Raw genomic sequence first — 4,479 nt, 5'->3', positions numbered from 1 at the left:
AAAAATAATTGGCGGAGGCATTTAATTATTATGTTTTATGTGGCAAAGGCGGTAGTATCCATTAAATTTAGATGATTTTTCCTTTTTATGACGACCACGCCGATATTCTTTGTTTTGCAGTTTCAGAAGATGCTACCGAATTCTGCTTTATAAAAATTTTTCCATCTTTCTGCCTCTTTGGTATCATCTAATTTAATTTTAAATTCTAACTTTGGCTCATGATCTTAAATTTGTAGCGTATTTAATTAAAATTAATGCAGAATTCCTTCTTTAACCTAGCTTTTAAGATCCCTGGCGTGCATTTTTACAAATATTTTGAATTGCTATTAAATGAGTTGCATTTAAATCTATTTATATTGTGGTAAATATATAGTTCGTTAAAATTTTAATTTGTGAGTAACTCCAAAATTTCATTAGTAACCTATAAATTTAATATATTTGGTGGCAAATTGAAACCGAATGAAATTTCGCATAAGTGCCCCATGCTGTATCCTAGCCCAGCCACAACTAATCTTTTTAAATTTTATAGCGAGATGAGAATTCTACCCATTTCCGCCGCAAAAGGCGTGTCGCGTAGATCCGTTTTGATTTCAACAAGATGAATTCTGCCGCCTACGCAAATCGTGCAATAAGCCCATTTAGGCGTTTCAATTCCCAAAGGATAGAATTATTCCACATTCTTGTGGGACACTTAAAATGCAGTGGTAGAAGTTTTAATTCCCAACAGGATGGAATTTTACAATACGAAACGCCCTAGCGTCATATCACTAATCTCTTGCTTCAATTCCTAACTGGATGAAATTCTATCTTACCCTTACAAACAATTCTTACGATGATGCCGAGTTTCAATTCCCAACGGGATGGAATTCTACTCCGAACCCAAAGCCGATAAGCGCATCAAAGAGGGGGTTTAATTCCCAACGGGATGGAATTCTACAAGACAACTTGACGCAAAAATGAAATCAATCGAGGACAGCTTCAATTCCCAACGGGATGGAATTCTACAGAGTATTGTTTGAGCCTTCAAAACCTTGTACGGTTTCGGTTTCAATTCCCAACGGGATGGAATTCTACCAATACCCGGTTTCTTTTCATGGATAGGTATGAGGCCTGTTTCAATTCCCAACGGGATGGAATTCTACTCAAATATCCTGGCACGATAGCCCGAAATTTAGAGGTTTCAATTCCCAACGGGATGGAATTCTACTCAACTTTGCTTGATTGCGTTTCTACAGAAGTCGGTTTCAATTCCCAACGGGATGGAATTCTACGAGCAAAAAGCGCGTTTAAATTTCCCTCGCTAAGCCCGTTTCAATTCCCAACGGGATGGAATTCTACTGAAATAACGCAGAATTTACTATTTCTGAAAAAGGTTTCAATTCCCAACGGGATGGAATTCTACGTGCCTATATTTTCGGCATTATTGAGATTAGTTTCGTTTCAATTCCCAATGGGATGGAATTCTACGCGGCTGGAGCCTGAAAGGAACGAAGAATTGAAGCGTTTCAATTCCCAACGGGATGGAATTCTACACAATTCTTGTGTGGCTTATTATCGTATCCGTCAGTTTCAATTCCCAACGGGATGGAATTCTACTCAAGCTATATTCGTTCTACAAACTCCGTAGTCTTGTTTCAATTCCCAACGGGATGGAATTCTACATAGCCGCCGTGCTTACGGATAGCAGGGAGCACGTCGCGTTTCAATTCCCAACGGGATGGAATTCTACGGGTAAAAAACTCTACGTGATAGACGCACAGGCTAGGTTTCAATTCCCAACGGGATGGAATTCTACTATACGAGGGGCGAGGAGATCGAGAGGCGTTCGGCGTTTCAATTCCCAACAGGATGGAATTATACTGAAGCAAGCGACGATTAACGCAGGCTTTGCGATCTGTTTCAATTCACAATAGGATAGATTACCCGCCCAATTTATATTAATAAAGTATTAGATTTACCTCGTCAAATTTGTTCCATCGAAGCGCGGAATTCACCCCGCAGGATAAATTCCGCTGAATTTTACTTCACCCTCTTTATCTCGATCTCGCCGCCGTGCGCGCCGATTTCGATCCGATCGCCGGTTTTGATCTCGTCGCTTAGGATCATATCGGCGATCTTATCCTCCACCAGGTCGTAAAGCGCCCTTCGTAGCGGCCTTGCGCCGTATTCGATATCAAAGCCCGCCGAGGCGATGAGCTTTTTGGCGTCTTCGCTTAAGTTCGCGCTAATGCCGCGGTTTGCGAGCGTTTTTTGCAGGCTCTTAAACATAATGCCCACGATTTTTATAAGATCGTCCTCGCTTAGGGCATTGAAAATCACGATATCGTCCAAGCGGTTGATAAATTCGGGCTTGAAATAATTCTTCAGCTCGCTCTTTACCGCCTCCTCTCGCTCGGCAAGCGCGACCTCGCGCGGCTTGTCCGCATTTTTGGCGTCAAGCTCCATAATCTTAGCCGAGCCGATATTGCTCGTTAGGATGATGATCGTGTTTTTAAAATCGACCGTAACGCCCTTGTTATCGGTTGCGCGTCCGTCGTCTAAAATTCCAAGCAGGATGTTAAAAACGTCCTTGTGCGCCTTTTCGATCTCATCAAAAAGCAGCACTGAATACGGTCTTCTGCGGACAGCTTCGGTAAGCTGTCCGCCCTCATCGTAGCCCACGTATCCAGGAGGCGCACCGAGCAGGCGCGAGACGCTGTGTTTTTCCATATACTCGCTCATATCAAAGCGGATCATCGCCCGCTCGTCATCGAATAAAAACCTCGCTAAGCTCTTTGCGCTCTCGGTCTTACCGACGCCGGTAGGGCCTAAAAACAAAAAGCTTCCGATCGGGCGATTTTCATTCACGAGCCCCGCTTTGTTGCGCTTGACGGCGCGAGCGATGGCGTGCAGCGCCTCATCCTGCCCCACGACGCTTTCTTTTAGATGCTCCTCGATGTGGAGGAATTTCTCCTTTTCGGAGGAGAGCATTTTACTTACCGAGATGCCCGTCCATTTGCTTAAAATTTCAGCCACGCTCTCCTCGTCCACGCGGTTTCGCAAAAGCACACCGTTTTCTTTCATCGCGTCCCATTTCGCCTCAAGCTCCTTAACCTTTGCTTGCGCGGCAGGGATCTTGCCGTATTCGATCTCGGCAGCCTTGCTAAGATCGCCGTTGCGTCTTGCTAAGCTTGCTTCGTTTTTGAGGCTGTCGATCGCTTTTTTCTCCTCGCTGATGCCGCCGAATACGGACTTTTCATTTTCAAATTTAGCCTGAAGCGCGTTTTTCTGCTCGGTTAAATTTTCGATCTCTTTGTCGATCTGCGCAAGCCGCTCGTCGTTTTTGCTGTCATCCTCCATCTTAAGGGCTTCCTTTTCGACCTGAAGCGTAAGGATGTCGCGCTTAGCCTTGGCAAGCTCGTTGGGCTCGCTTTCGATCTGCATTTTAAGCTCCGCCGCCGCTTCGTCAATGAGATCGATCGCCTTATCGGGCAAAAACCTATCGCTGATATAACGGTCGCTTAGCCTTGCGGCGGCGACTAGCGCGCTATCGGTGATGGTGACGTTGTGGTGCACCTCTAGCCGCTCCTTTATGCCGCGCAGGATCGCCGTAGCCTCGCTCACGCTAGGTTCCGCGACCGTTACGGGCTGGAAGCGGCGCTGAAGCGCGGCGTCTTTTTCAAAATACTTTCGGTACTCTTTCAGCGTCGTAGCGCCGATCGCGTGCAGTTCGCCGCGCGCAAGAGCGGGCTTTAGGATATTTGCGGCATCCATAGAGCCTTCACTTGCGCCCGCGCCTACGATGGTGTGAATTTCATCGATAAAAAGCACGACGTTCGCGGCTTTTACGACCTCGTTTATGACGGCTTTGAGCCTATCTTCAAACTCGCCGCGGTACTTCGCGCCCGCAATCAGCGCACTCATATCAAGCGCGATGACGCGTTTGTTTTGCAGGCTAAGCGGAACCTCTTTTTTAGCGATCAGCTGCGCAAGACCCTCGACGACCGCGGTTTTTCCCACGCCCGGCTCGCCGAGCAGGATAGGGTTGTTTTTCGTCTTGCGGATTAAAATTTGCATCATTCGCGAGATCACCTCGTCGCGACCGATGACCGGATCGAGCTCGCCCGCGATTGCCTTGGCGGTGAGATCGACACCGAATTTGCTAAGCGCCTCAAGCGTCTCGTCGGCGGTTTGCGAATCGATGCTTTTACCGCCGCGAAGCGCCTCTAGCTCCTTTTTGATCTCGCTAAGATCTGCAAATTTAGACAGAATTTTCTTTAGCGGATCAGCGTTTAAATTAGCAATCAGCCAAGTATCTACGGCGATAAATTTATCGCCCGAGCTCGTCATCAGCCCTTTTGCGACCTCTAGTGAGTTCATCAGCTCGCGCGAGATTCGCACGTTTTCCTTCGTGACGTTTGAGCTCGTAGGCAAATTTGAAATTTCGCTTTTGATCTCAAGCTCGACCGCGGTCTTTTCGATGCTAAATTTATTAAAAAT

General features: G+C 46.6%; 4 protein-coding genes. 3 read left to right on the top strand and 1 reads right to left on the bottom strand.

From position 1 onward, the window contains the following. Window positions 1–795 precede the first annotated feature (795 nt). Genes QZ176_RS10345 through QZ176_RS10335 form a run of 3 tightly spaced genes read left to right on the top strand, consistent with a single transcriptional unit; the run spans window position 796 to window position 1,913 of the window. Entirely contained in the window at window positions 796–960 is a 165-nt protein-coding gene (locus QZ176_RS10345; protein WP_295153393.1) for a hypothetical protein, read from the top strand. Between the two features lie 55 nt (window positions 961–1,015). Continuing rightward, window positions 1,016–1,627, top strand: coding sequence for a hypothetical protein (locus QZ176_RS10340; protein WP_295153391.1), 612 nt, complete (start codon window positions 1,016–1,018; stop codon window positions 1,625–1,627). Then, window positions 1,521–1,913, top strand: coding sequence for a hypothetical protein (locus QZ176_RS10335; protein WP_295153390.1), 393 nt, complete (start codon window positions 1,521–1,523; stop codon window positions 1,911–1,913). Before QZ176_RS10340 ends, QZ176_RS10335 begins: the two co-directional genes overlap by 107 nt. Before the next feature lie 106 nt (window positions 1,914–2,019). On the opposite strand, the gene QZ176_RS10330 is transcribed toward QZ176_RS10335, so the two are convergent. Continuing rightward, window positions 2,020–4,479 (bottom strand): AAA family ATPase (locus tag QZ176_RS10330; protein ID WP_295153388.1); only part of this gene is annotated, 2,460 nt, incomplete at its 5' end.

Source organism: uncultured Campylobacter sp. (genome assembly GCF_905373215.1).
GTDB lineage: Bacteria > Campylobacterota > Campylobacteria > Campylobacterales > Campylobacteraceae > Campylobacter_B.
The sequence above is the reverse complement of the archived record's forward strand: the minus strand, read 5'-3'. Positions and strand labels throughout refer to the sequence as shown.